Raw genomic sequence first — 24,251 nt, 5'->3', positions numbered from 1 at the left:
TTTCACCATGAACATCAACGGAAGGATCGCGTAATGCCGGGACGTGAACGGCGTGACGGCGGACGCTCCGCCGACAACAACAACGAAAACCGCAACGAGCGCCGCGGCGGCCGCCGCGACGATCGTCGTAACCAGCAGCAGGACGAGCGCTCCCAGTACATCGAGCGCGTCGTGACCATCAACCGTGTGTCCAAGGTTGTGAAGGGTGGTCGTCGCTTCAGCTTCACCGCCCTCGTGATCGTTGGCGACGGCAAGGGCATGGTCGGCGTTGGCTACGGCAAGGCAAAGGAAGTTCCCGCCGCAATCCAAAAGGGTGCAGAAGAAGCTCGCAAGAACTTCTTCCGCGTGCCCATGATTGCCGGCACTATCACCCACCCCGTGCAGGGCGAAGCCGCTGCCGGTGTCGTGATGATGCGCCCAGCAGCACCGGGTACCGGTGTGATCGCTGGTGGCGCTGCCCGCCCCGTGCTTGAGTGCGCAGGCGTTCAGGACATCCTCTGTAAGTCGCTGGGCTCCGACAACGCCATCAACGTGGTGCACGCCACCGTTGCTGGCCTGAAGCAGCTCGCTCGCCCCGAAGAGGTTGCCGCTCGCCGCGGTAAGACCTTGGAGGAAGTGGCACCGGCTCGTATGCTGCGCCAGCGCGCAGGACAGGAGGCGTAAACCATGGCCCTGAAGATCACCCAGAAGAAGGGACTGGTTGGCGCGAACCCGAAGCAGCGTAAGAACATGGTTGCTCTCGGCCTGAAGCGCATCAACCACTCCGTAGTCCGCGAAGATTCCGCAGCCGTGCGTGGCATGATTCACATCGTGCGCCACATGGTTGAGGTCGAAGAAGTGGCAGGGGAGTAAAACATGAGCGAACCAATCAAGCTCCACGACCTGCGTCCAGCACCGGGCGCACACAAGGACAAGACCCGCGTTGGTCGCGGTGAGGCCTCCAAGGGTAAGACCGCAGGCCGCGGTACCAAGGGCACCAAAGCTCGTAAGCAAGTTTCGGCTGCTTTCGAGGGTGGCCAAATGCCGCTGCACATGCGTCTGCCCAAGCTGAAGGGCTTCAAGTCCCGCAACAAGGTCTACTACCAGGTAGTCAACGTTGCAGACCTGCAGAAGCACTTCGAAAATGGTGGCGACGTCACCGTTGCGGACCTCGTTGCTAAGGGTCTCGTGCGCAAGAACCAGCCCGTCAAGGTGCTGGGTAACGGCGAAATCTCCGCCAAGGTCAACGTGACCGTGGAGAAGTTCTCCAAGTCCGCACAGGAAAAGATCGAAGCCGCTGGTGGCTCGATCACCGCTTCCAAGTAACACTTGCAAGCACGCTAGAACCCCGCTTACCTTCTGGTGAGCGGGGTTTTGCTATGAGCTTTTCAGCGGGCCTGCCAAAACTTGTGGCTTCGCTAGGCTTGGCCTCAACCAAATGGCTCAGAAAGGATCCACTAGTGCACCCCATGAAACACCCGGACGTCCCCAAAGCGTTGGGCGCCGCGCTCAAGGCGGCCCAGTTGATCAAGCAGCGCCGCGTAGAGCTCAACCGAGATTCCCTTCGGGTGGAACTGAAGTCTTCGAACGTGGATCCTGTGACAGTGGTGGATAAGGAGTCGGAAAGGCTCATCGCGGATCTTCTGCGTGCCGGTGAGGCCGAGGTCGCCATCTTGGGTGAGGAGGGGCAGGCGGGAGGTGCGTGTCAGGGTGGGCGCCGCTGGGTGGTCGATCCCATCGACGGCACCGTGAACTTCCTCTACGATTCGCATGCCTATGCTGTTTCCATTGCGCTAGAGGTGGAGGGGCGCGTGGAGCTTGGTGTGGTGGTCGATGTTCCAGCAGGCACCGTATTCGTGGCAGCGCTCGGTGAGGGCGCGTGGCGCATGCGGGAAGGGCAGTGGGAGCGGCTGAAATGCTCGCAGCCGGCCAGCCTCCCAGAATCCCTGGTGGCAACGGGATTTTCCTACAGCGCTGAGCGTAGAAAAGGCGCAGGGACAACTGGTGGCAGGCCTTCTCGAGCAGGTACGCGACATCCGGCGATTTGGCTCCGCAGCTTTGGATTTGTGCCGCGTAGCGGAGGGAAGTGTGGATGCCTTTTATGAGCATGGGCTTCAACCTTGGGACTTTGTCGCCGGCGCTTTGATTGCCGCCGAAGCTGGGGCTGAGGTGAACGCGCCTAGCCTCGAAGTATCAGAGCAAGCGCACCTCCTGTGCGCGGCGGCTCCCTCGGTGTTCGGCGATTTTGCTGGGCTTTTGCCGCAAAAACTATGAAGCATCTCACTCGGCTGGGGTTTTTTGAGATGTGACACTACGCTTTGAGCTAATGAAAAGCCTTCGGCAAGCGCCACGCTTGCTAAGGCCCACGCCAACTTCACCAGCCTATGGTGGATCGTAGAAAGAAGCGCGTATGAACACCCGCAAATTCGTGAGAATCGCGGCGGCATTGATGTTTTCCACCTCTTCGTTGGTGGCATGCTCTACAACCGACGAGACCCCATCGGTGTACTTCCTCAACTTCAAGCCTGAACAGGACGCGGCGTATAAAAAGATCGCCGAAGAATACACCGATGAAACTGGTGTGCCCGTCAAGGTGGTTACCGCAGCCTCCGGCACCTATGAACAAACGTTGAAAGCTGAGGTGGGAAAGAGCGAGAAGCCCACCTTGTTCCAGGTCAACGGCCCGACTGGCATGCACACTTGGGAAGCCTTCATGTCGGACATGTCACAGACAAAGATGGCGAAGAACCTCAACGATGACGTTGAGCCACTCAAGAACGAGGAGGGCAAAACCCTTGGTGTGCCTTTCGCCGTTGAAGGATTCGGCATCCTCTATAACGAGGACATCTTCAATAAATACGCCTCCCTGCCCGGTGCGAAAATTCAAAACCCCAAGGAGATTGATTCCTTTGACAAACTCAAGGCAGTAGCTAAAGACATGCAGGCGAAGAAGGACAAGCTGGGCATAGATGGTGCCTTCGCCTCCACCTCGCTTGCCAGTGGTGAGGACTGGCGCTGGCAAACCCACTTGGCCAATGGCCCGATGCACTTCGAATTCGAAGATGCCGGGACCAAGGACCTGGTAGAAGCCGAGTTCAAGTACAGCGAGCAGTTCAAGAACCTTTTTGATCTCTACCTGGACAATTCCGTGGTAGAGCGCAACCTTGCCCCCGCCAAGAACGTCTCCGATTCCATGGCAGAATTCGCCCAGGGTAAAGCGGCCATGGTGCAAAACGGTAACTGGGCATGGAGTCAGATTTCCGATGTCTCCGGCAACGTGGTGAAGCGCGACAAGATCAAATTCATGCCAATGTACATGGGGCTGCCTGATGAAGCGAAGTACGGGCTCAACATTGGCACAGAGAATTACCTCACCATCAACGCGAAGGCCTCCGAGATTGACCAGAAAGCTACAAAGGACTTTGTAGACTGGCTCTTCTTCTCCGACGCGGGCAAAAAGCATGTAGTTGAAGACCTCGGCTTTATTGCCCCCTTCAAGAACTACAGCGAAGCGGATACGCCCGACGATCCTTTGGCGCAACAGATTGCCCAAGGCATTGCGGACAACAACCGCAAGAGCATTCCCTGGGACTTCCAATACTTCCCTTCACAGCAGTTCAAGAATGACTTCGGACAGGATCTCGCCGCCTATGCATCCGGGACGTTGAGCTGGGAAGACGTCGTAGAAAACTTCAAACAAAGCTGGGAAATTGAAAAGGCCATGTAAGCCTAATCCCCACATTCACCCCGCCAGCTCTAGAGGCGGCGGGGCCATACTTCCACGGTGGTGCGTCGAAAAGCTAGGTGTGCCACCACCTAAAGACAGGAACCTTCATGCAATCTTCATTGAAGAAATACTTCCCGGTCTTCGTGCTCCCCACCCTGATCGCCTTCGCCATCGCCTTCCTGGTGCCGTTCGTGATCGGATTCCTACTGTCCTTCGCAGACTTCACCACCATCAATGATGCAACATTTGTAGGGTTGGCAAACTACGAGGCGGCATTCAGCGCGCGCGAGAAGTTCGTTGGCTCGTTCATCTTCACCGTCATGGTGGTAGTGGTGGCCATGATTACCGTCAATCTCTTCGCCTTCGCCATCGCCTGGGCGCTCACGCGCAAGCTCAAAGGCACGAACTTCTTCCGCACCGTGTTCTTCATGCCCAATCTCATTGGCGGCATCGTGCTGGGCTACACCTGGCAGTCCATGATCAATGCGGTGCTGGTCAAATACGGCACCACCATCGTCACCGACTGGAAATTCGGCTATATCGGCCTGATCTTGCTGATCAACTGGCAGATGGTGGGCTACATGATGATCATTTACATCGCCGGGCTGCAAAACGTGCCACCGGAGCTCATCGAGGCCGCCGAGCTCGACGGCGCGAATAAGTGGGAAGTGCTTCGGCACGTGACCATCCCGATGGTGATGCCTTCGATCACCATCTGCATGTTCCTCACCTTGTCCAATACCTTCAAACTCTTCGATCAAAACCTCGCCCTCACCAACGGCGCACCGCGAAGCCAAACCGAAATGGTGGCGCTCAACATCGTGAACACCATGTTTAATCGAGTTGGCGTTGAGGGCGTAGGTCAAGCAAAAGCAGTGATTTTTGTGGTGGTTGTGGTGGTTATCGCCATGTTCCAACTGCGCGCCACCCGAGGCAAGGAAGTTGAGGCTTAAACCATGAGCACCCCATCAAATACCGCGCAACCGCTCCTTGAAGGCGCTAACCCCATCAACGAAGCCGCAGCCCCCGATGCGCGCCACGGCCATTCCACGGCTTCCAAGGTGCTCATTTACGCCGTGCTGGTGTTCTTGACCCTGGTATTCATCGGCCCACTGCTGTTCATCTTGATGAACTCTTTCAAGGACAAGTTCTCCATTGCAGGCAAAGCCTTCCAACTGCCGCTGGGGGACATGTGGGTTGGATTTGAAAACTACGCGGTTGGTCTGATGCAAGAAGGTTTCGGCTGGGCAATCCTGTGGTCATTCGTGATCACCATCTTGTCCGTTATCGCCATCGTCTTCTTCTCCGCCATGACCGCTTACTACATCACCCGCGTGAAAACCTGGTGGACCTCAGCGCTTTACTATGCCTTCGTGTTCTCCATGGTCATTCCCTTCCAGATGGTGATGTTCCCTACGGTCAAAATTGCGGACATGCTGCACCTGAACAACCCCATCGGCATTGTGTTGCTCTACATGGGCTTTGGTGCTGGGCTTTCGGTGTTCATGTTCGCGGGCTTTATCAAGTCGATCCCCCTAGAGATCGAAGAAGCCGCAATGATCGACGGTTGCGGTCCGCTGCAGAACTACTTCAAGGTGGTGCTGCCCATGCTCAAACCCACCGCCGTGACCGTAGCCATCCTCAATGCCATGTGGGTATGGAACGACTACCTCTTGCCGTACCTGGTTATTGGCTTGTCCACCAAGTACAAGACCATCCCCGTTGTGGTGCAGTCCTTCGTGGGCTCCAACGGTAACCGTGACCTCGGCGCCATGATGGCCATGCTGGTGCTGGCGATCATCCCGATCGTGGTCTTCTACATCTCCGCGCAGAAGTACATCATCGAAGGTGTAGCTGCCGGCGCAGTGAAGGGCTAAGCAACAAAGGCTTTTGTTCATAGCGCATAGACTAAGGGCGCGTCCCCAAGCGGATGCGCCCTTTCGCTGTATAGAGGAGTCACCGTTGGCTAAGAGCAAGTTTTTTGATCCGGAATCGCGTTTTCAAGCGGCATTGGCGCTGTTCGCGGAGCTGGTGATCATCAATATTCTTGCCTTGCTCTGCTCATTGCCCTTGGTCACGATTGGAGCAGCCGCGAAAGCCACCGCCACGATGACGGCCCAGTTAGTGCGCGAGGAAGGCTCCAAAACCATCGGCCCCTTCTTCCAAGCTTTTCGACGCCACGCTGCACCCTCCCTGGCGTGGGGGCTCATCGTGCTCGCGGCCATGCTGTTGGCGCTGTATGAGCTTGCTGTGCTCAACAATGCGGGCATAGAGGGTACTGTCGGCATGCTGCTTCGAGCCGGGCTCTTGTCCGGGCTGCTGGTAATCGCGGCGATCTGTGTTTGGTTCTTCCCCCTTCAAGAAAACGGCCGCCTAGGTTTTGCGCAAGGCGTGTCCCGCGCCACGCAGATGGCAGTGTTGTATCTGCCGCGCACCCTCGGCTCGCTGCTGCTGCCGATAGTTGCCCTGATGGTGTGGATGTTCATGCCAGAGCAACGCGGAATGCTCTTAGGATTTCATCTGATCTGCCTGCCAGCGCTGTGTGCGTACATCGCGAATTTGCTGGTTCAGCCGGTATTGCGCCTGAACGCCTAGATGAAAGTTATAGTGCTTCAATTTGTTGGGGTCACGGTAGCAGCGTAGTTTCCTCCATGCTCGCGAGCTGTTGCTCGCCTATTTCTTATCAAACTTGGAGATCCCATGCTGAAATGTCGAAAATGGATGGCATTGCTCCCCGGCATTTTGTTCATCATCGCCAACCCTGTGCTTAACCTCGCATTCCTGGGTTAGTTTTTCGCCTTCATCGTGCTGGTGGATGGCGTCGTGTCCGTCATCGACTACTTCCAGCGCCCAAAGGCGGCGCGCAAACTGGGTGAGGCTATGCCTTGCCCAGTTTTTTTGATGCTCAATCGTCGATACTGAGTCCGAGCGCAGAATGTTCTTTGGCCTCGTGCAGAACCTCGCCAAGCTTCGTTTCCAACCCTCGCAAAGCACTGCGTCCGCAATATAGGCGTGCCGGGGCATCGTCCATGGAGGCGACGTCGATAATCACCTTGGCCAAAAGCTGTGGATTGCCCGACTGGTTGTGGTTGAGATCGTCCAGCGAATCCATGGTCTGCTGCACCACACGGTAGGCGTTGATGGAGCGCTCGGGGGTGCGCATGGAGCGGTTATCCAAGAAATCGGTACGGACCCCACCGGGGCAGATAGCGGTGACCTGAATGCCGAAGGGGCGAACCTCCTCACGCAGTGCCTCGCTGAGCATAATCACCGAGGCCTTCGTAGCGGAGTAAATGCCCTGGGCAGGGCCTGTGAGGGTGCCGGAAATCGAAGCGAGGTTGATGATGTGCCCGCCGCGTGCCTCGCGCATGATTGGCAGCACAGCCTGGGTGACAGACAAGAGTCCGAAGACGTTGACTTCAAAGTTGGCACGCACTTCTTCGGCGCTGAATTCCTCCACAGCACCCAGCACCGCATAGCCCGCGTTATTGATCAGCACATCGATGCGGCCGAAGCGATCCTTCACCTCAGCTACGGCACGCGCAATGCTCGCCTCATCAAATTCCATAGCCACAGCCGTGAAATGCTCAGCCAATTCCGGCACTGCATTTTCAACGGCTTGGCACAGTGTATCGGAATTTCGCGAAGTGCCCACCACTTGATAACCCGCCCTCAAAGCTGCGAGGACAGTTGCCAAACCAATGCCCTTGCTCGCTCCGGTGACCATGAGTACTTGCTTGCTCATGCGGATGTCCCTTTTGCTTTTCGACGCCACGTACACCCATTCAACGCACTGAGGACGCGGGATGTTCCTGTCTCAGCCAAGCTCCCCGGCATAAAGATTCAAGCGGTCCTCGCGCACAAAGCCAGCCAACAGCATCCCCGATTCGCGGGCGAGATCTACAGCTAGGGACGTTGCTGCAGAAACCGCGACCAGGGCAGGAATACCCGCCAGCGCCGCCTTTTGCACCAGTTCGAAAGAGGCTCGTGAACTCATCACCAGCACCTTGTCATGAGCGGGTAGAGCGTCTTGCATCAGCAACGCACCGATCACTTTGTCAGCGGCATTGTGCCTGCCCACATCCTCGCGCAGCAGCTCGAGTTCACCGTGTGCGTTGAAAATCGCAGCGGCATGGACCCCGCCGGTGCGTCGAAAAAGCTTCTGCTCCTTGCGCATGCGTTGCGGCATTGCCACCACCTGCTCTGCCAGCAGTGGGGGAGGGCTCAACCGGGCGGGCACGCGCCGCAGCACGGCATCCATGGAACTCGAGCCGCACACCCCGCACGCAGAGGTGCCGGGAGTAATGCGAATGTGTTCTAGGCCTGGGGCTCGCACGCCGGGACGTAGATCTACCTCTAGCACGTTGTAGGTGTTCACACCCTCAACGGTGGCACCGGCGCAGTATCGTGCCTCGATAATGTCGGAGGCGGATCGGATGAGGCCTTCGGCAAAGAGAAAGCCGTGCAACCATTCAATATCGTGGCCCGGTGTGCGCATGGTGCTGGCTACAACCTCGCCGCCGACGCGCACCTCCAGGGGTTCCTCCACGGCGATGGCGTCGGCGCGGCGCTCGGAGTGGGAAGCGGGGGCGTCGACAAGCGAAACCCTGGTCACGGCAGTATTGCGGGAGAGGCGGCCCACTATTTCTCCTGGTCCTCCATCACTAGGCCACGCTCGGCGGCCTCCTCGGCGTTCATGCCCACCGGCTCCAGGTTCACGATCACCGACTTCGAAATCGGGGTATTGGACTTCTCCGCAGACTCGGACAGCGGAATCACCGCGTTGGCCTCGGGGAAGTACGCTGTGACGCAATCCTTGGCGCACTGGTATTCCACCACGCGGAAATTCGGTGCGACGCGCCGCACGCCATCGTAATCGGAAACGATATTGACCAAATCACCGTCCACGAGGTTGCGCTCGCGGCAATCCTCGGGGCTCACAAACACCACGCGGCGACCATTGGAAATGCCACGGTAACGATCATTCAAACCGTAGATCGTGGAATTGTACTGATCATGCGAACGCACTGTGGATAGCAGGAATGCGCCACGGGGCAACTCAATCACATTGGTCTCATTCACCGTGAGTTGTGCCTTGCCATTGGAGGTGTTGAAGATGCGCTCGCGCGGACCGTTGGGCAGGAAGAAGCCACCGGGAATATCGATGCGGCGGTTGTAATCCTCAAAGCCCTCGATGGTGGCCTCGATGTGATCGCGGATCACCGAGTAATCGTCGATCATCGGCTGCCAGAATGCATCGCCGAAGGCAGCGATACCCGTCTTGGCAATAATCTCTACTTCGGACTGCAAATCAAGATCATTGTTTGCCGTGCGCTTGCCAATCGAAGCGTGCACCGAGCAGAAAGAATCCTCCACCGTGACGCGCTGCGGGCCTGAAGCCTGCACATCAGTATCCGTGCGGGCCTTCACCGGAAGGATCAGCGAACGCCGGCCCGGGTAGGCGTGGGAACCGTTGGGCTTGGTGGAAAGATGCACCGTGAGCTCCTGGGAACTCATCGCCTGCTCCACCACCGTGGTATCAGGGGAGACTCGCACAAAGTTGCCGCCCAAGGACATGAAGAACTTCGTCTTGCCGTCGCGCATGGCGCGCATCGAATCCACGGAATCATAACCATGCTCGCGTGGCACGTCGAAGCCGAAGCGATCCTCCAACGCCTGCAGGAACTTCTCCGGCATTTTCTCCCAAATGCCCACGGTGCGGTTGCCCTGCACGTTGGAGTGGCCACGCAGGGGAGCAGCGCCCGCGCCGGGCTTGCCAATATTGCCGGTGAGCAGCAAGAAATTCACCATCTCGCGCAGGGTGTACACGGCGTTTTTGTGTTGCGTCACACCCAAGGTCCAGCTCAACACCACCGTCTCTGCGGCCTCCACCATGTCCGCCACGCGCATGACTTGGCGCTTGAGCACACCAGAACCGCGCTCCAGCTCAGTATCGTCCAGGCTGCGTAGGTGCTCGATCGTCTCGTCTACACCGGAGCAGAAGGAGTCTAGGAACTCGTGGTCGATGGCGTCGCGGCGGATCAGCTCCTTGTTCAAGGCTTGGAAGAAGGCCCTGTCGCCATCCAGTCGTACTTGGACGTACTCGTCCGCTAGTTGCTCGGCGATGCCCAAAGCTCCCTTCACGGACTGCGGCTCCATGAAGCTCATCAGGCCAGCCTCCGGCAGCGGGTTCACTGAGATGATCTTTCCGCCATTGTCCTTGCACTTCTTCAGTGCCGTGAGTGAGCGCGGATGGTTCGTGCCGGGGTTTTGACCCACGGAAATAATCAGGTCAGTGTTGTAGAAATCCGACATCACCACCGACCCTTTGCCAAGCCCCAAAGTTTGTGATAGCGCAGAGCCCGTGGATTCGTGGCACAAATTGCCGCAGTCCGGCAGGTTATTGGTTCCCAGCCGGCGAGCAAGAAGCCCGAAAAGGTACGCGGCCTCATTCGATGCGCGCCCCGAGGTGTAGAAGATCGCCTCATTCGGCTCAATCGCCTTCAGTTCCTCAGCGATTACTTCATAAGCGCGCTCCCAGCTCACCGGGCGGTAGTGATCGTCGCCGGAGTCGCGGTCGTAGAGCATGGGGGTGGTCAAACGGCCTTGCTTACCTAGCCAGTGGTCCGTCTTTTCGCGCAATTCACTCACCGAATACTGAGCAAAGAACTCCGGGGTGGCCCGGTGAGGCGTGGTTTCCTCTGCCACGGCTTTCGCTCCGTTTTCGCAGAATTCCACCACATTGAGGTCGCTTTGTGCCGGTTCGGGCCAAGCGCAGCCGGGGCAGTCGATGCCGCCGTCCTTGTTCATTGTCAGCAACGGCAGCAACGCGCGGTTGGGGATGGCGTGTTGCATTGCGTGCAGCACACCGGGTACACCGGCGGCCTTCGTCTTTCGTTTAGCCACCTTGGGGGCATCAAAAAGATTCTGCTCGGAATTGACAGGTGTGGGGGTGTGCTGGCTCATAACTCGCAATTCTAGCGCGCGTTGCCAACGTCACTTTCGCGCTCAGGCTTCAAGGAGTGCCCGTACCTGGGCGATGAGCCGCCGAAGGTGTGCCGCCTGCTCGCTTGCCGACGCCCCCGTGTCCGATTCAAACGCCAACCCCACTAAAAACGCAGTGAGGGGAGCCGCTGGCCGAGCTTGATTGTGCGCCACCTCGCGAGTCAGTTCCAGCAGTTCCGGCACCATCTCGCGTGCCAGATCTTTATCGATGGACAAGGCGGCCGCTGCCTTCTCAACCCACTCGTAGGTGCTGCTTAAATCCTGAGCCATGCCAATAGTTTAAGGCCCCTGGATCAGCGTCGGTCTCGGTTGTCTTCGGAGAGTTCATCATTTGGGTCAGAGTCCAGCCAGACGGCCTCGTCGCGGTGGTGGGGCAGTACATCGCGGATATACGCCTGCACTGCTTCTTCAAGGGGCACCTCGGCTTGACGGGACTCCGCGAGATACCACTGGTGTTCGAGCACTTCATGGAACACTTGGGCTGGTTCCAGCTTCGCAGCAAATGCTGGGGGAATTGCCGCGACCGTCGGTTCAAAGACCTCGGCAAGCCAGGTGTGCGCTACCTGCTCGATTGGGAGGCGCTCCTTGTGATTGAGCACCTGGTATGTGGTGATGGCGTTGAGGATTCGACGAGCCTGGCCTTCTTGCACGTCCATACCCGTGAGCCTCATGAGTGCACGGTGGTGATGGCCCGCATCCACCACCCTAGGCCTGATGCGTAGCTCATCGCCCGAAGAGTCCCGCGTAATTTTGAGCTCGCCTACATCGAACCCCAAATCATTGAGCCGCTCAATTCGCTGCTCAATCTTCCATGGCTCTGAAGTGCTGAGGCGCTGCTCTTCGGTGAGCTCCTGCCAGAGGCGCTCGTATTGCGCGGCGATGGCGTTGCCGATTTCGATGGCGTCGACGTCGGCAGGCAGCAACTGCCCAGCCTGCAAATCCATGAGTTCGCCGATGATATTGACTCGGGCAATTTCCAGGTCATATAGGCGGCGGTGATCACTGAGTTTCGGTTGGAACTCTCCGGTTTCGGCATCCACTAAGTAGCCACTGAATGAATCAGCATCGCGCCTAAAGAGGGTGTTGGAGAGGCTCACGTCTCCCCAGAAGAAGTTCAAAAGATGCAGCCGTACGAGCAGCACCGCGATGGAGTCAATCAGCCGTGTCGCCGTTTCCTCCCGCATCGCTTGGGAAAACACCGCGCGATAGGGCAGAGAGAACTCCAAATGTTCAGTCACCAGCGCCGCGGTGAGCTCCTCTCCTTGAGCATCTTTTCGCCCGGTAATCACCGCCAAAGGCCGCACGGCTTGGGCACCCAGGCGCCCCAGATCGCGCAGCATTTTGTACTCGTGGTAGGCAGAGCGATGCCCAATTTCCTTAATGGCTATTACTCGCCCCGGGAGATTGACAAAGCGCACTTCGTGGCGCGAAATGCCGCGGGGCAGAGCCGCCAACAAATCCTCGGGCCATGCTGCAAGAGGCAAATCCCAAGGCAGAGTGAGCAGCGCGGGTGCTAAAGCCCCGGAGGTGATCTGCATCGATGGCTGTTCCATAAAGCTTCGCAATCCTTCCGGGGCTAAACGCGGTAGCACCTATTCGGGCAAACGCTCGCCCGTTGCCTTCGAGAAGAAGTGGCTGCCACCCTCGCGCACGCGGACATACACGGTGGAGCCGACCTTCGGGGCCGTGTGAGGAGCAGTGCGAACGATAATCTGGTTGCTCGGTGCATCGTCGGGGTTGGCGTCGGTACCAGAGCCAAGCGACCCGCCGCCTTCCAGCGTGCCGTACATGTAGGCATCGGAGCCAAGTTCTTCCACCAAGGTCAATTGAATCGGCAGATGGCCGGCACCGGGGGCGTCGACAAGCTCCAAAGCCTCGGGACGGAAACCAATCACGATCTGGCCCTGATCCTCGGGGCGCACAGCCTTCAAGGTGGCGGTGGACAGCGGGATGCGCGCGTTGCCCAACACGGCCTCGTGTCCTTCAATATTGAAGGTGCCCAAGTTCATGGCGGGGGAGCCGATGAAACCGGCGACGAATTCATTGGCGGGGCGGTCGTAGAGCTCGCGCGGGGTGCCGACCTGCTGCAGCACACCGAACTTCAGCACAGCGATGCGGTCGCCCATGGTGAGCGCCTCAGTTTGATCGTGGGTGACGTACACGGTGGTCACGCCAAGCTCTCGCTGCAGCGAAGCGATCTGTGTGCGGGTTTGCACACGCAGTTTCGCATCGAGGTTGGAAAGCGGCTCGTCCATGAGGAAGACCTGGGGTTTACGCACAATCGCGCGGCCCATCGCCACACGCTGGCGCTGACCGCCCGAAAGGGCCTTTGGCTTGCGGTCGAGGAAATCGGTGAGGTCAAGCGTGCGCGCTGCTTCTTCCACGCGCTGGTCGATCTCCTCCTTGGAGCGACCGTCGATTTTAAGAGCGAAGCCCATGTTCTCACGCACGGTCATGTGCGGGTAGAGCGCATAGTTCTGGAAGACCATGGCGATGTCGCGGTCCTTTGGTGCGACGTTGGTGACGTCGCGATCGCCGATCAGGATTCGCCCCTCATTAACGTCCTCGAGGCCCGCGAGCATGCGCAGGGTGGTGGACTTGCCGCAACCGGAAGGGCCGACGAGAACGAGGAACTCGCCGTCTGTAATTTCTAGGTCGAACTTATCCACCGATGGCTTCGAGGCGCCGGGGTAGATACGGGTGGCTTTTTCAAACGTGACTGACGCCATGAGGCGCTCCTAACTTCATTGGCAGGTACGTGCCAAACGATCCGAGTGAAGAAAATGTGATATGTGCCGAGCTCTAGCTTTTCGACGACTTCCGTCACATTACTCCTTCACGGAGGGAAATGAGAACGTGAAGCCTCAACCTCAGAAAATCTGCCACCTTCATCCCAGCTTCACTCAAGCAGCGACGTTCACTTCTTAGGATTGCTTTGGATGAGGTGGTAGAGTGACTTCGTCTAACCACTGTGAAACCGCCATATCCCAAGCGCATACACCCGTAAGCGTGGAAGATAAGGCCCATAAAACAATGTGAACTCGTCCTCTGTGTTTTCTGCACAGAATGCGAGCCCAGGAGGCTAAGTGTCCGCCATTTTTCAGGCATTCCGGGACGCGGATCTGCGGAAGAAGATTCTGGTCAGCATCGCGTTGATCGTGCTGTATCGCATCGGCGCGCAAATCCCATCGCCCGGCGTGGACTACGCAACGATCAGCGGCCGTTTGCGCGACCTCACCGCTGACTCATCCAGCGTCTACTCGTTGATCAACCTGTTCTCCGGCGGCGCTCTGCTGCAGCTATCGATCTTCGCCATCGGCGTCATGCCATACATTACTGCATCGATCATCGTGCAGTTGCTGACCGTGGTGATCCCTAAGTTCGAGGAACTGAAAAAAGAGGGGCAGTCTGGTCAAGCGAAGATGGACCAGTACACCCGGTACCTCACGCTCGCTCTGGCGCTTCTGCAGTCCGCTGGCATCGTTGCGCTGGCCGACCGGCAGCAGCTTCTTGGATCTGGTATTGATGTGCTGGTGTCGGATCGTAACGTGTGGACGCTCGTGGTGTTGGTGACCACCATGACCGCCGGCGCCATGCTTGTGATGTGGCTCGGTGAGATCATCACCGAACGCGGCGTGGGCAACGGTATGTCCCTGCTCATTTTCGCTGGTATCGCTACCCGCTTGCCTTCGGACGGCGCCAACATTTTGAAGAGCTCCGGCGGCGTTGTTTTCGGCGTTGTGCTCGCAGCAGTGATCCTGCTGGTGATCGGTGTGGTCTTCGTTGAGCAGGGGCAGCGCCGTATCCCAGTGCAGTACGCAAAGCGCATGGTTGGACGCCGCCAGTACGGTGGCTCTTCTACCTATCTGCCCTTGAAGGTGAACCAGGCCGGTGTGATCCCGGTGATCTTCGCCTCATCCTTGATCTACATGCCGGTGCTGATCACCCAGATCATCAACTCTGGCAAGACCGAGCCTTCCGACGGTTGGTGGCAGCGTAACGTGATCGCGCATCTCCAGCAGCCCAGCTCCTGGCAGTACATTCTGTTGTACTTCGTGCTCATCATCTTCTTCTCCTACTTCTACGTTTCGGTGCAGTATGACCCGAACGAGCAAGCAGAAAATATGAAGAAATACGGTGGCTTCATCCCCGGAATCCGCCCGGGGCGCCCCACAGCCGAGTACCTTGGATATGTGATGAACCGTTTGCTGTTCGTTGGTGCGCTTTACCTCGGCTTCATCGCGGTCCTTCCTAATATCGCGTTGGATCTCGGTGTGAGTGGTGGTGGCGCCACCGGCGCAACGCCGTTCGGTGGTACGGCAATCCTAATTATGGTTTCCGTTGCCCTGACCACCGTGAAGCAGATCGAATCACAACTTTTGCAAAGCAACTACGAAGGATTGTTGAAATAATGCGTCTCGTTCTCCTCGGCCCTCCCGGTGCTGGCAAAGGCACCCAAGCAGTGATCTTGAGCGAAAAGCTTGGCATTCCTCACATCTCTACCGGCGACCTTTTCCGCGCCAACATCGGCGAAGGTACCGACCTCGGTAAAGAGGCTCAGGAATACATTGACGCCGGCAAGCTGGTGCCCACTGAGCTCACTGCTCGCATGGTGAAGGCACGTCTGCAAGAAGATGACGCCAAGGACGGCTTCCTCCTTGACGGTTTCCCACGCACCGTGGAACAGGCCGACATTCTCAACGGTTTCTTGGAGGAATTCGGCACCAAGCTCGACGGTGTGATCAACTACCAGGTTTCCGAAGACGTAGTGGTTGAGCGCATGCTCGGCCGCGGTCGCGCAGACGACAATGAAGACACCATCCGCACCCGCCTGGAGGTATATCGCTCCGAGACGGCTCCGCTGATCGACTACTACGGTGATCAGATCATTAACATCACCGCAGAAGGCACGGTTGAAGACATCAACGCTCGCACGCTTGAGGCATTGCAACACTAAGACGTGCCATCGTTGACACCGAGGTAAGGCTCCATGCTGACCTCGGTGTTTTGCGTATTGCACCAACATTAGAAGGACCGAAATGGCATTTAGGAAAAAACACAAAGCTATTGCTGCGAAAACACTGGCCGAACTCGAAGCGATGGAAGCCGCCGGCAGAGTAGTGGGGGAGGCACTGCTTGCGGTGCGAAAGGCCGCCGAGCCAGGTATGAGCACCCTGGACCTTGATCGGATCGCCGAGGAAGTGATCCGATCTCATGGAGCAACCCCGACATTCTTGGGGTATCAGGGTTTCCCAGCGTCGGTGTGCGCTTCTGTAAATGAAGAAATCGTGCATGGTATTCCCAATAGCCGGAAAATTTTGCGCCCCGGTGATCTTGTGTCGATCGATTGCGGTGCCACTCTGGACGGATGGGTGGGTGACTCCGCCATCAGCTTTGGCATTGGCGAGCTCGAAGCAGATGTGGAGGCACTGAACAAAGCAACGGAATTTGTGCTCTATGAAGGCATGAAAGCCATGATTCCGGGCAATCGCCTCACCGACGTTTCGCACGCGCTTGAACAGGCTACTCGTACCGCCGAGCAACGATTCGGCGTAAGCCTAGGGATCGTGGACGGTTACGGTGGCCATGGAATTGGACGCACCATGCACGAGGATCCTTATTTGGAAAATGAAGGCAAGCCAGGCAAGGGGCCTCGGATCCAGGAAGGGTCGGTGCTCGCGATCGAACCGATGCTCACGCTCGGTTCCGTTGATTCCTACGTGTTGGAGGACGACTGGACGGTGGTGAGCGACGATGATTCTTGCGCTGCGCACTGGGAACACACCGTTGCTGCCACCGCTGATGGCCCGCGGATCTTGACGCCGCGAGCTGAATAGCGAGCGAAGTATTCACCATCCGTGCTACGTTTGGTGACCAAAAAGACAGCTCACCCCGGGCGTGAAATGCGGGGATCGGAAATGAAAGGGTCTATAGTAGCTGCCATGTCTTATAAGCCACGCCATGCAAAGCCTTCGAAGACGCGTCGCCGCGCCGCCGCCGTTCTTGGCACTGCGGCTACCAGCGCCGCGTTGATCGCGTCCCAGCAGCCCACCGCTTCCGCATTGGAACTTGCTCTGCCGAAGGTTCCCGGCCTGGATCAGGTAATCCAGTTGCCGGCAGGCGTTTCCCAGTCTTCCGCTGATCTGAACCAACAGATCAATGATCAGCTTGCCCAGTTCGGCAACGTCTCCCGTGATGCTGCTTGGCAGCTCCGCGATGCGTTGCGCACCCAGGCACAGGCTCTTCCTCCGCAGCTTCGCGAGCAGGCATTGATTGCCATTGATTCTACGGTTGAAGCCTTCTTCCCGGGTCTCATTGCCCAGCGCACGCAGCCGGCTCCGCAGCCGCGCGTTGTTGAGCCGGTTACGCCGAATAATCCTTGCCCTGCTTATGCCGACGCTTGCATTGATCTGGGCAAACAAGAGTCTTGGTTGCAAAAGGACGGCAAGATTACCTACGGTCCTGTGCCGATTTCTTCCGGCCGCGCAGGTTATGAGACGCCAAAGGGCAAGCATGTCGTGAACCGTAAGGTGAAAGACGAAGTCTCTCGCGAGTTCAACAACGCCCCTATGCCCAACGCGGTGTACTTCACCGATAACGGCATTGCGTTCCACGAGGGTGACCCGAATATCGCTTCTCACGGCTGCATCCACCTGCGTCATGACGATTCGGTGAAGTACTTCGATACACTCCAAAACGGCGACATCGTTTACGTCTTCTAAGCTTTTCGACGCCTCCCGCGCCCCATCCCTCCGAATGTGAGGGAGGGGGCGTTTGGCATTTTCGCAGCTTAAGTGTACTGTTGATCGTTGGTGTGCGTGCAGATGCGCGTGCGCTAGGTAAACAAACTAAACTTTGAACCCCTTGAGCTGGGCTTTTGTCCGGTTCCGGGTTCGCGAAAGTGGAGGCTATGGCTAAGGAAGGCGCAATCGAGGTTGAGGGTCGAATTATCGAACCCTTGCCCAACGCAATGTTCCGCGTCGAGCTCGATAATGGGCACAAGGTGCTTGCTCACATCAGTGGCAAAATGCGCCAGCACTACATCCGCATCCTTCCTGAGGATCGCGTGGTAGTAGAGCTTTCGCCCTACGACCTCAACCGTGGCCGAATCGTTTACCGCTACAAGTAAGCAAACTTTTCAGCCTTCATGCTCTCAAGCCCGCGATTTTCGTGGGTGATGGATACCTCCAGCGACGGTGGCTGGAGCCTCGCATACACCACATGCCCATCGTCCGGCACCGACCGGGCAAAGCGTATGTCCCGTGCGAGGGTGAGCATGGAGAAAACCATCGTAACAACCGGAAAGGTACTGCCACATGGCACGTCTAGCTGGAGTCGACCTCCCGCGCAATAAGCGCATGGAAGTCGCACTCACCTACATCTACGGCATCGGCCCCGCCCGTGCCGCCACTCTGCTCGAAGAGACCGGCATCTCCCCGGATCTGCGCACCGACAACTTGAGCGACGAGCAGCTTTCTGCTCTTCGTGACGTTATCGAAGCAAGCTGGAAGGTCGAAGGTGACCTCCGCCGCCAGGTGCAGGCTGATATTCGTCGCAAGATTGAGATTGGCTCCTACCAGGGCCTGCGCCACCGTCGTGGCCTGCCCGTTCGTGGTCAGCGCACCAAGACCAACGCTCGTACGCGTAAGGGTCCGAAGAAGACGATCGCCGGAAAGAAGAAGTAATTCATGCCTCCAAAAGCACGTAGTGGCGCACGCCGTACCGGCCGTCGCGTCGTAAAGAAGAATGTGGCCCAGGGCCACGCATACATCAAGTCCACCTTCAACAACACCATCGTGTCCATCACGGACCCCTCCGGTGCTGTGATCGCTTGGGCGTCCTCCGGCCACGTTGGCTTCAAGGGCTCCCGTAAGTCCACCCCGTTCGCTGCGCAGCTCGCTGCAGAAAACGCTGCCCGCAAGGCAATGGACCACGGCATGAAGAAGGTTGACGTGTTCGTCAAGGGCCCCGGTTCGGGCCGCGAAACCGCAATTCGTTCTCTGCAGGCTGCCGGCCTTGAGGTTTCGTCGATCACCGACGTCACCCCTCAGCCCTTCAATGGCTGCCGTCCACCGAAGCGTCGTCGCGTTTAAGAAAGGAAAGGTAACTTACTATGGCTCGTTATACCGGCCCTGTAACCCGTAAGTCCCGCCGCCTCCGCGTCGACCTCGTCGGCGGAGACATGGCGTTCGAGCGTCGTCCCTACCCTCCGGGGCAGGCTGGGCGCGCCCGCATCAAAGAGTCTGAGTACCTCCTGCAGCTCCAGGAGAAGCAGAAGGCTCGTTTTACCTACGGCGTGCTGGAAAAGCAGTTCCGTCGTTACTACGCAGAAGCTAACCGCCTGCCCGGCAAGACCGGTGACAACCTGGTTATCCTGCTCGAGTCCCGCCTGGACAACGTCGTGTACCGCGCAGGTCTCGCGCGCACCCGCCGTCAGGCTCGCCAGCTCGTGTCCCACGGGCACTTCCTGGTGAACGGTAAGAAGGTCAACGTTCCTTCCTTCCGTGTCTCCCAGTACGACATCATCGATGTGCGCGAAAAGTCGCAGAAGATGGTGTGGTTCGAAGAGGCTCAGGAGAACCTGGTCGACGCAGTCGTTCCTGCATGGCTGCAGGTTGTGCCTGCTACCCTGCGCATCCTCGTGCACCAGCTGCCCGAGCGCGCTCAGATCGACGTGCCGCTGCAAGAGCAGCTCATCGTCGAGCTTTACTCGAAGTAATAGCGCCGTGTGGCGTGCAAGCGCCACAGCTTTACTTCAACTCGAAATTCCTTTCCGTCCACAGACGTCAAATAGCGGTCGTCACCTCAAGGAGAGTCCTCTTCATGCTCATTTCTCAACGCCCTACTCTCACCGAAGAGTATGTGGATTCCGCTCGTTCGCGCTTCATCATTGAGCCGCTCGAGCCGGGCTTCGGCTACACCCTCGGCAACTCGCTGCGTCGCACCCTGCTGTCCTCCATTCCTGGTGCTGCTGTCACCAGCGTGAAGATCGACGGCGTGCTGCACGAGTTCACCACCATTAACGGTGTCAAGGAAGATGTCTCTGACATCATCCTGAACATCAAGGGTCTGGTGCTGTCTTCCGACTCCGATGAGCCGGTCGTCATGTACCTGCGCGCCGAAGGCCCGGGCGAGGTAACCGCTGGCACCATTGAGCCGCCCGCCGGTGTTGAGATCCACAATCCTGATCTTCACATCGCTTCCCTCAATGAGCAGGGCAGCCTTGAAATCGAGATGATTGTTGAGCGTGGCCGCGGCTACGTCCCCGCGACCCTGTACTCAGGTTCCGCTGAAATCGGCCGTATCCCGGTGGATCAGATTTACTCGCCAGTGCTGAAGGTGAGCTACAAAGTGGAAGCTACTCGTGTTGAGCAGCGCACCGACTTTGACAAGCTCATCATCGACGTAGAGACCAAGAACTCCATGGCTCCCCGCGACGCCCTGGCGTCGGCAGGCAAGACTCTGGTTGAGCTCTTTGGCCTTGCTCGCGAGCTCAACACCGCCGCGGAGGGTATCGAGATCGGCCCCTCCCCACAGGAGACCGAGTACATTGCCGCCTACAGCACCCCGATCGAGGACCTGAACTTCTCCGTTCGGTCCTACAACTGCCTGAAGCGCCAGGACATCCACACCGTCGGTGAACTCGCAGAGTGCACCGAGTCGGATTTGCTGGACATCCGCAACTTCGGCCAGAAGTCGATCAACGAGGTCAAGATCAAGCTTTCCGGTTTGGGACTGACCTTGAAGGACGCTCCTGAGGACTTCGATCCCACGCAGCTCGAGGGCTACGACGCCGCCACCGGCGACTACGTGGACACGGATCCGGAAGATTCCGAGTAAAAGCCCCCGGCCGATCAACGTCGGCCACTAGCGCTCACATCACCCGTAAACGAGGAGAACACTATGCCTACCCCTAAGAAGGGCGCCCGCCTCGGCGGTTCCGCGAGCCACCAGAAGCACATTCTGTCCAACCTCGCGGCACAGCTGTTTGAGCACGGTGCCATCAAGACCACCGATGCCAAGGCAAAAATGCTGCGTCCCTACGCAGAGAAGCTGATCACCAAGGCTAAGTCCGGCACCATCGCCGACCGCCGCAACGTGCTGAAGTTCGTCAACAACAAGGACGTTGTCAAGCACCTCTTTGACAACCTCGCACCTCAATTCGAGGGCCGCGAAGGCGGTTATACCCGCATCGTGAAGCTCGAGAACCGCAAGGGCGACAACGCTCCCATGAGCCAGATCTCCCTGGTGCTTGAAGAAACCGTCTCCAACGAGGCCACCCGTGCAGCACGCGCAGCGGCCTCCAAGGAAGCCGAAGCTAAGGAAGAAGCTCCCGCAGAGGAGACTAAGGCCGAGGAAAACACCGAGGTTACTGAAGCAGAAGCAACCGAAGCTCAGGCTGAGGAAGCAGAAGAGTAGTAATTCCTTCGCATAAAAGCAGGGTCGGGGTCAGCGATGACTCCGACCCCTTTTTGTATTCTTGAGCTACACATAAGTGCAACAAGGGATAATCTCATGAAAAAGCTTCGCAGCGCATCGATGATGCTCTTTGCCGCAACCATCTTGCTGTGGCTAGGCCAGATCATCACCATGTTCATGTGGGACGGCGTATACCAGGCCAGCACCATGTACATATCAGACTTGGGCGCACGAGAATGCCAGGTGCTTTCCGAAGCAACCATGCCTCGCGTAGTCTGCAGCCCAGGTCACGTCTTTTACATCATCGGTATGGTCTCGGCGGGATTCCTGCTGCTTGGTGCCGCAACCCTGCTGCGCAGCGTAGGGGTGGATAGACGAGGTGCGGCATCGAAGCGCGCCCCAATCAAAGGAGTAATCACCAACGCTTTCGCCTTGGCTCTTATGGGCATAGCGTTTGTTCTCAACGGCATGGTGGATGTGAATGATGGCGAAGTACTGCACCAGGTGCTCTTCGCCGGCGGGTGCATTGCACTGTGGGTGCTCATGGCACGCAACGCGTGGGCTGGAATAAAGTATCAGCCTTTGCTCAATGAGCCTTCGGTACCGTTGTTGAACAAGGCACAGAGCATCATTACGCTGCTATTTTTGCTTGCGTCCATCGCGGGCTACCTACTATTTATCTTGAGTCCGCCGCCGTCAAGCTACGGGCTGTTCCAGCACATCGCGATCGATAGCGGTGCGCTATGGATGCTCATGTTCGCGACGGTACTGCGCACGAAGGCGAAGGCGGAGCTGTGATTCGACTCCGACTTGACCTCGCATACGACGGCAGTAATTTCCACGGATGGGCGAGGCAAGGCAACCAGGATATCCGCACGGTGCAAAAAGTCGTGGAAGATAACCTTTCGCTCATCTTGCGTCATCCCATCGAGTTGAGTGTCGCAGGGCGTACAGACGCGGGAGTCCATGCCACGGGGCAGGTGGCGCACTTCGATATTCCTGAAGAGGCACTTCAAACCCGAAGCATCAACGGTGATCCTCGTCGGCTGGTGCGTCGACTAGCAAGACTCATGCCAGAAGACGTGCGCATTCATGCATGTGAGCGCGCACCCGAAGGATTCGACGCCCGCTTCTCCGCACTCGCGAGGCATTATCGCTACCGGATCACCACTCACCCGCGCGGAGCGCTACCTACCCGCACCACTGACACCGCAACGTGGGCGAAGCCCGTAGATGCGCAACGAATGAACGATGCGGCTCAGGCGCTGATCGGCCTGCATGACTTCGCTGCCTTCTGCAAACACCGCGAGGGCGCCACCACCATTCGTGAACTGCAGGTGTTCACTTGGCACGACATTTCCACCCCGGAGGAGCCGCAGCTCTACGAGGCGAGGGTGCAAGCCGATGCCTTCTGCTGGTCCATGGTGCGCTCGCTGGTCGGCGCGTGCCTCGTGGTGGGGGAGGGGCGCCGTAGCGATGACTTCACGGCCAAGCTCTTAGATGAATCGCGGCGTTCTAACAACGTCCCCGTCGCTCCAGCAAAGGGGCTCAGCCTCGTGCAGGTGGACTATCCCGCGGACGAAGAACTTGCCGCACGCGCAGCGCAAACGAGGGCGATCCGAGAGATATAGGAAATTCGGGAACCTCCGCAACGGTTTTTGCGTCCAATTCCTAAAGAGAGGACTCAAAAACGAGGAGGAACCATGCGCCAACTCCCGGTGCGCCCCACTACCAAGGCTCAGGTATCAGGATTCAAATTTCTGCAACGGCGATTGGAGTTGGGCTTAGCGCTTGGCGACGAACGCATGCTCCACGATCCACTAGGCAGAAGGCGCAAAGCGTTTCAGGTTGGAGTGGCGATCAGTGTATTGATGTGCGTTGGGGCGAGCGCCCTCGCGTGGCTCAAGCCAGAACCCGATCCCGGTGACGCGCCGATCATCAAAGCGGCGAGTGGACAGTTATTGGTGCGCCGCGGGGAAGTGTTGCATCCGGTGAGCAATCTGGCCTCTGCCCGCTTGATCGTAGGAGAAGCAGCGCAGCCCGTGAGGGCAGGCGAACAGGCGCTTTCTGAGGCGAAGTTTGGTGCTCAGGTTGGCATCAGCGACGCGCCAGGTTTGCTCAACGAGACTCAAGTTGAAGAAGCGCCTTGGAGCGTGTGCACCCATCAGAGCGAGGACATTCCGGATAGCAGCGCTCCGCGTGTACCCGGCAGCGTAGACGAAGTAGTGCTTGGGCATCAAGCCTTGCCGGCGCTTGGCAAAGAGCAGGGAGTACTGGCTGAAGCTGGCCAAAGTGAGTGGATCATCCGCAGCGATGAGCGTTTCCAATTACCACCGGCGGACACTCCAGAGGGGCGCGCTCTGCGCAGGCATATGAACATCGACTTTTCCACGCCGCGGTGGCGTGTACCGGCAGACGTGTTAAGTGCCATTCCCGAGGTAGCTCCGTTGGGACGTTGGGAAGGCGAAGTGCTGCGCACCGAGCAGTCAGCGTGGTTGAGCCTGCCGCAGGGCATTGTGCCGATCAGCGAGACACAGCGCGATATCCTGTTGGATTTGGGTAATCCTGAGGTTCAGCTTGGCCGCACTGAATTGACTCAACGTGCCGATGCCGGTGTTCGCCTCGACATCCCCAAGCGCGCCTTGGAATGGATCGATCCTGCTCAACACCCAATCTGCGTGATTGCTCGCAAAGAGAGCGGGGATTTCCATGTGTACGTCGCCGCAGCGCCTCAGCAAGCAAAGATTACGCAGGGCGCGATGGCGTTATCGGGAGTATCGATCGCAACTCATGCGGTCAGTCAGGCTCGAGCACTAGGTGTTCATACTGCGAATGGTACTCACGTGATTGGCGAGTCGGGGCGGCGACACCGGATCAGTGAAGATCACTACCCTTTCCTCGGATTGCCCAATCCAGTGGATATTCCCTGGGTTATGTTGCGCCTGCTGCCAGAAGGAAGCGAGCTTTCGCCTGAACATGCCGCGAATCCTTTAGTGGCAGAAGATAAGAGTTAGCTGGGAGCTTTCCTCAGGGGAGTGTGGTTGAGTCGCCCGAACGCTAGACTGGGCGGAGTTAGAAGTGAACGTCCCTGGTTGGAAAATCAGGTTGAAGAAGCTATAGC

The 24,251-nt window shown here is 58.0% G+C and carries 28 protein-coding genes; 22 read left to right on the top strand and 6 right to left on the bottom strand.

Features of this window, described 5'->3' with window-relative positions; translation table 11 throughout:
• Positions 1-33: 33 nt before the first annotated feature.
• From rpsE to CGERO_RS08820, 9 genes are all read left to right on the top strand, one after another.
• The gene (gene rpsE / locus CGERO_RS08855; protein ID WP_123935172.1) at positions 34-663 is read left to right on the top strand and encodes a 30S ribosomal protein S5; all 630 of its coding nucleotides are present in this window, start codon (positions 34-36) and stop codon (positions 661-663) included.
• A gap of 3 nt (positions 664-666) precedes the next feature.
• Positions 667-852 (top strand): 50S ribosomal protein L30, encoded by a 186-nt coding sequence (gene rpmD, locus CGERO_RS08850; protein WP_123935170.1) that lies wholly within the window; start codon positions 667-669, stop codon positions 850-852.
• Positions 853-855: 3 nt separating this feature from the next.
• Entirely contained in the window at positions 856-1,305 is a 450-nt protein-coding gene (gene rplO / locus CGERO_RS08845) for a 50S ribosomal protein L15 (RefSeq protein WP_123935168.1), read from the top strand.
• 143 nt (positions 1,306-1,448) lie between these two features.
• Positions 1,449-2,084: an inositol monophosphatase family protein gene (locus CGERO_RS08840; RefSeq protein WP_281271039.1), complete on the top strand. Its 636-nt coding sequence runs from the start codon at positions 1,449-1,451 to the stop codon at positions 2,082-2,084.
• A complete protein-coding gene (locus tag CGERO_RS10820; protein ID WP_281271021.1) occupies positions 1,984-2,253 on the top strand; it encodes an inositol monophosphatase family protein in 270 nt (89 codons plus the stop codon). The genes CGERO_RS08840 and CGERO_RS10820 overlap by 101 nt, the downstream gene beginning before the upstream one ends.
• 136 nt (positions 2,254-2,389) lie before the next feature.
• Positions 2,390-3,706: an ABC transporter substrate-binding protein gene (locus CGERO_RS08835; RefSeq protein WP_123935166.1), complete on the top strand. Its 1,317-nt coding sequence runs from the start codon at positions 2,390-2,392 to the stop codon at positions 3,704-3,706.
• Between the two features lie 107 nt (positions 3,707-3,813).
• A complete protein-coding gene (locus CGERO_RS08830) occupies positions 3,814-4,659 on the top strand; it encodes a carbohydrate ABC transporter permease (RefSeq protein ID WP_123935164.1) in 846 nt (281 codons plus the stop codon).
• Positions 4,660-4,662: 3 nt separating this feature from the next.
• Entirely contained in the window at positions 4,663-5,583 is a 921-nt protein-coding gene (locus CGERO_RS08825) for a carbohydrate ABC transporter permease (RefSeq protein ID WP_123935162.1), read from the top strand.
• A gap of 85 nt (positions 5,584-5,668) precedes the next feature.
• Positions 5,669-6,301 (top strand): MusI family membrane protein, encoded by a 633-nt coding sequence (locus CGERO_RS08820; protein ID WP_164470294.1) that lies wholly within the window; start codon positions 5,669-5,671, stop codon positions 6,299-6,301.
• Between the two features lie 310 nt (positions 6,302-6,611).
• On the opposite strand, the gene CGERO_RS08815 is transcribed toward CGERO_RS08820, so the two are convergent.
• The 6 genes from CGERO_RS08815 to CGERO_RS08790 form a co-directional block, all read right to left on the bottom strand.
• A complete protein-coding gene (locus CGERO_RS08815) occupies positions 6,612-7,451 on the bottom strand; it encodes an SDR family oxidoreductase (RefSeq protein ID WP_123935159.1) in 840 nt (279 codons plus the stop codon).
• Positions 7,452-7,523: 72 nt separating this feature from the next.
• Positions 7,524-8,351, bottom strand: a complete 828-nt coding sequence (gene fdhD / locus CGERO_RS08810; RefSeq protein ID WP_377017595.1) for a formate dehydrogenase accessory sulfurtransferase FdhD — start codon at positions 8,349-8,351, stop codon at positions 7,524-7,526.
• A complete protein-coding gene (locus CGERO_RS08805; protein WP_123935155.1) occupies positions 8,348-10,672 on the bottom strand; it encodes an FdhF/YdeP family oxidoreductase in 2,325 nt (774 codons plus the stop codon). Before CGERO_RS08805 ends, fdhD begins: the two co-directional genes overlap by 4 nt.
• A 42-nt stretch (positions 10,673-10,714) precedes the next feature.
• Positions 10,715-10,981 (bottom strand): DUF6457 domain-containing protein, encoded by a 267-nt coding sequence (locus tag CGERO_RS08800; protein WP_206423894.1) that lies wholly within the window; start codon positions 10,979-10,981, stop codon positions 10,715-10,717.
• 23 nt (positions 10,982-11,004) lie between these two features.
• Positions 11,005-12,264 carry a DUF4032 domain-containing protein gene (locus CGERO_RS08795; RefSeq protein ID WP_245998819.1) on the bottom strand — a complete coding sequence of 420 codons (1,260 nt, stop codon included), beginning with the start codon at positions 12,262-12,264 and terminating at the stop codon, positions 11,005-11,007.
• Between the two features lie 39 nt (positions 12,265-12,303).
• The gene (locus CGERO_RS08790; RefSeq protein WP_123935153.1) at positions 12,304-13,440 is read right to left on the bottom strand and encodes an ABC transporter ATP-binding protein; all 1,137 of its coding nucleotides are present in this window, start codon (positions 13,438-13,440) and stop codon (positions 12,304-12,306) included.
• A 357-nt stretch (positions 13,441-13,797) separates the two neighbouring features.
• On the opposite strand from CGERO_RS08790, the gene secY reads away from it, so the two are divergent.
• From secY to eccB, 13 genes are all read left to right on the top strand, one after another.
• The gene (gene secY, locus CGERO_RS08785) at positions 13,798-15,123 is read left to right on the top strand and encodes a preprotein translocase subunit SecY (RefSeq protein WP_123935151.1); all 1,326 of its coding nucleotides are present in this window, start codon (positions 13,798-13,800) and stop codon (positions 15,121-15,123) included.
• Positions 15,123-15,668, top strand: a complete 546-nt coding sequence (locus tag CGERO_RS08780; protein ID WP_123935149.1) for an adenylate kinase — start codon at positions 15,123-15,125, stop codon at positions 15,666-15,668. Before secY ends, CGERO_RS08780 begins: the two co-directional genes overlap by 1 nt.
• An 82-nt stretch (positions 15,669-15,750) precedes the next feature.
• Positions 15,751-16,548: a type I methionyl aminopeptidase gene (gene map / locus CGERO_RS08775; RefSeq protein ID WP_123935147.1), complete on the top strand. Its 798-nt coding sequence runs from the start codon at positions 15,751-15,753 to the stop codon at positions 16,546-16,548.
• A gap of 105 nt (positions 16,549-16,653) precedes the next feature.
• Positions 16,654-17,433, top strand: a complete 780-nt coding sequence (locus CGERO_RS08770) for a L,D-transpeptidase (protein ID WP_123935145.1) — start codon at positions 16,654-16,656, stop codon at positions 17,431-17,433.
• Positions 17,434-17,621: 188 nt separating this feature from the next.
• The gene (gene infA, locus CGERO_RS08765) at positions 17,622-17,840 is read left to right on the top strand and encodes a translation initiation factor IF-1 (protein ID WP_013241245.1); all 219 of its coding nucleotides are present in this window, start codon (positions 17,622-17,624) and stop codon (positions 17,838-17,840) included.
• 187 nt (positions 17,841-18,027) lie between these two features.
• Complete coding sequence (rpsM, locus tag CGERO_RS08760; RefSeq protein WP_123935143.1) at positions 18,028-18,396, top strand: 30S ribosomal protein S13; 369 nt, start codon at positions 18,028-18,030, stop codon at positions 18,394-18,396.
• Between the two features lie 3 nt (positions 18,397-18,399).
• The gene (gene rpsK, locus CGERO_RS08755) at positions 18,400-18,804 is read left to right on the top strand and encodes a 30S ribosomal protein S11 (RefSeq protein WP_123935140.1); all 405 of its coding nucleotides are present in this window, start codon (positions 18,400-18,402) and stop codon (positions 18,802-18,804) included.
• A gap of 20 nt (positions 18,805-18,824) precedes the next feature.
• On the top strand, positions 18,825-19,430 hold the full coding sequence (rpsD, locus tag CGERO_RS08750) for a 30S ribosomal protein S4 (RefSeq protein ID WP_123935138.1): 606 nt from the start codon (positions 18,825-18,827) through the stop codon (positions 19,428-19,430).
• 104 nt (positions 19,431-19,534) lie between these two features.
• Positions 19,535-20,551 carry a DNA-directed RNA polymerase subunit alpha gene (locus tag CGERO_RS08745; protein WP_123935136.1) on the top strand — a complete coding sequence of 339 codons (1,017 nt, stop codon included), beginning with the start codon at positions 19,535-19,537 and terminating at the stop codon, positions 20,549-20,551.
• 63 nt (positions 20,552-20,614) lie between these two features.
• Positions 20,615-21,130, top strand: coding sequence for a 50S ribosomal protein L17 (gene rplQ, locus CGERO_RS08740; RefSeq protein WP_123935134.1), 516 nt, complete (start codon positions 20,615-20,617; stop codon positions 21,128-21,130).
• A 96-nt stretch (positions 21,131-21,226) separates the two neighbouring features.
• On the top strand, positions 21,227-21,928 hold the full coding sequence (locus CGERO_RS08735) for a DUF998 domain-containing protein (protein ID WP_123935132.1): 702 nt from the start codon (positions 21,227-21,229) through the stop codon (positions 21,926-21,928).
• Positions 21,928-22,761, top strand: coding sequence for a tRNA pseudouridine(38-40) synthase TruA (gene truA, locus CGERO_RS08730; protein ID WP_245998914.1), 834 nt, complete (start codon positions 21,928-21,930; stop codon positions 22,759-22,761). The genes CGERO_RS08735 and truA overlap by 1 nt, the downstream gene beginning before the upstream one ends.
• A gap of 72 nt (positions 22,762-22,833) precedes the next feature.
• Positions 22,834-24,144: a type VII secretion protein EccB gene (eccB, locus tag CGERO_RS08725; RefSeq protein WP_123935128.1), complete on the top strand. Its 1,311-nt coding sequence runs from the start codon at positions 22,834-22,836 to the stop codon at positions 24,142-24,144.
• Positions 24,145-24,251 lie beyond the last annotated feature (107 nt).

Source organism: Corynebacterium gerontici, assembly GCF_003813985.1.
GTDB classification, from domain to species: Bacteria; Actinomycetota; Actinomycetes; order Mycobacteriales; family Mycobacteriaceae; genus Corynebacterium; species Corynebacterium gerontici.
Note: the sequence above shows the minus strand (reverse complement) of the source record. Positions and strands in the feature narration are given on the sequence as shown.

Bases quoted from the DNA above. Each gene is read 5' to 3' on its own strand.
- rpsK (WP_123935140.1), top strand. From the start codon at position 18,400: ATGCCTCCAAAAGCACGTAGTGGCGCACGCCGTACCGGCCGTCGCGTC.
- rpsD (WP_123935138.1), top strand. From the start codon at position 18,825: ATGGCTCGTTATACCGGCCCTGTAACCCGTAAGTCCCGCCGCCTCCGC.
- CGERO_RS08830 (WP_123935164.1), top strand. From the start codon at position 3,814: ATGCAATCTTCATTGAAGAAATACTTCCCGGTCTTCGTGCTCCCCACC.
- CGERO_RS08795 (WP_245998819.1), bottom strand. From the start codon at position 12,264: ATGGAACAGCCATCGATGCAGATCACCTCCGGGGCTTTAGCACCCGCG.
- rpsE (WP_123935172.1), top strand. From the start codon at position 34: ATGCCGGGACGTGAACGGCGTGACGGCGGACGCTCCGCCGACAACAAC.
- CGERO_RS08800 (WP_206423894.1), bottom strand. From the start codon at position 10,981: ATGGCTCAGGATTTAAGCAGCACCTACGAGTGGGTTGAGAAGGCAGCG.
- CGERO_RS08840 (WP_281271039.1), top strand. From the start codon at position 1,449: ATGAAACACCCGGACGTCCCCAAAGCGTTGGGCGCCGCGCTCAAGGCG.
- CGERO_RS08825 (WP_123935162.1), top strand. From the start codon at position 4,663: ATGAGCACCCCATCAAATACCGCGCAACCGCTCCTTGAAGGCGCTAAC.
- CGERO_RS08835 (WP_123935166.1), top strand. From the start codon at position 2,390: ATGAACACCCGCAAATTCGTGAGAATCGCGGCGGCATTGATGTTTTCC.
- CGERO_RS08805 (WP_123935155.1), bottom strand. From the start codon at position 10,672: ATGAGCCAGCACACCCCCACACCTGTCAATTCCGAGCAGAATCTTTTT.
- rpmD (WP_123935170.1), top strand. From the start codon at position 667: ATGGCCCTGAAGATCACCCAGAAGAAGGGACTGGTTGGCGCGAACCCG.
- eccB (WP_123935128.1), top strand. From the start codon at position 22,834: ATGCGCCAACTCCCGGTGCGCCCCACTACCAAGGCTCAGGTATCAGGA.
- CGERO_RS08780 (WP_123935149.1), top strand. From the start codon at position 15,123: ATGCGTCTCGTTCTCCTCGGCCCTCCCGGTGCTGGCAAAGGCACCCAA.
- rpsM (WP_123935143.1), top strand. From the start codon at position 18,028: ATGGCACGTCTAGCTGGAGTCGACCTCCCGCGCAATAAGCGCATGGAA.
- CGERO_RS08745 (WP_123935136.1), top strand. From the start codon at position 19,535: ATGCTCATTTCTCAACGCCCTACTCTCACCGAAGAGTATGTGGATTCC.
- rplO (WP_123935168.1), top strand. From the start codon at position 856: ATGAGCGAACCAATCAAGCTCCACGACCTGCGTCCAGCACCGGGCGCA.
- rplQ (WP_123935134.1), top strand. From the start codon at position 20,615: ATGCCTACCCCTAAGAAGGGCGCCCGCCTCGGCGGTTCCGCGAGCCAC.
- CGERO_RS08735 (WP_123935132.1), top strand. From the start codon at position 21,227: ATGAAAAAGCTTCGCAGCGCATCGATGATGCTCTTTGCCGCAACCATC.
- CGERO_RS08790 (WP_123935153.1), bottom strand. From the start codon at position 13,440: ATGGCGTCAGTCACGTTTGAAAAAGCCACCCGTATCTACCCCGGCGCC.
- infA (WP_013241245.1), top strand. From the start codon at position 17,622: ATGGCTAAGGAAGGCGCAATCGAGGTTGAGGGTCGAATTATCGAACCC.
- map (WP_123935147.1), top strand. From the start codon at position 15,751: ATGGCATTTAGGAAAAAACACAAAGCTATTGCTGCGAAAACACTGGCC.
- CGERO_RS08770 (WP_123935145.1), top strand. From the start codon at position 16,654: ATGTCTTATAAGCCACGCCATGCAAAGCCTTCGAAGACGCGTCGCCGC.
- CGERO_RS08815 (WP_123935159.1), bottom strand. From the start codon at position 7,451: ATGAGCAAGCAAGTACTCATGGTCACCGGAGCGAGCAAGGGCATTGGT.